Source organism: Chromohalobacter sp. HP20-39, assembly GCF_033052815.1.
Taxonomy (GTDB): Bacteria; Pseudomonadota; Gammaproteobacteria; order Pseudomonadales; family Halomonadaceae; genus Chromohalobacter.
In genome coordinates this window covers 1-253 of sequence record NZ_JAWHTP010000925.1, presented here as the reverse complement: position 1 = coordinate 253, position 253 = coordinate 1, and the positions used below count along the sequence as shown (strand labels likewise).

At 73.5% G+C, this 253-nt stretch carries 1 protein-coding gene; it reads right to left on the bottom strand.

Annotated elements, in window-relative coordinates; genetic code table 11:
- On the bottom strand, positions 1-253 hold a 253-nt coding region (locus RVY79_RS20670; protein WP_317466472.1), incomplete at both ends, for a benzoate/H(+) symporter BenE family transporter.

Sequence of the window (253 nt, the reverse complement as noted above, 5' to 3'; positions counted from 1 at the left end):
GCCCGAAGCGGGCCAGCACGCCGGCCAGCAGGGCCGAGGCGATCGCGACGGGCAGGCGGTCCATCAGCTTCTCGAACACCCCACTGGCACCGGCCGCAAAGATCAACAGCCCGCAGACGATGAAGGCGCCGATGGCCTCGGGCAGGGCCAGGCCGCTGGTCGCCGCGAGCAGCGCCGCGCCCGGCGTGGACCAGGCGGTCAGGATGGGCTGGCGGGTCCACAGGCTCAGGCCCAGGCTGGTCAGTCCCATGCC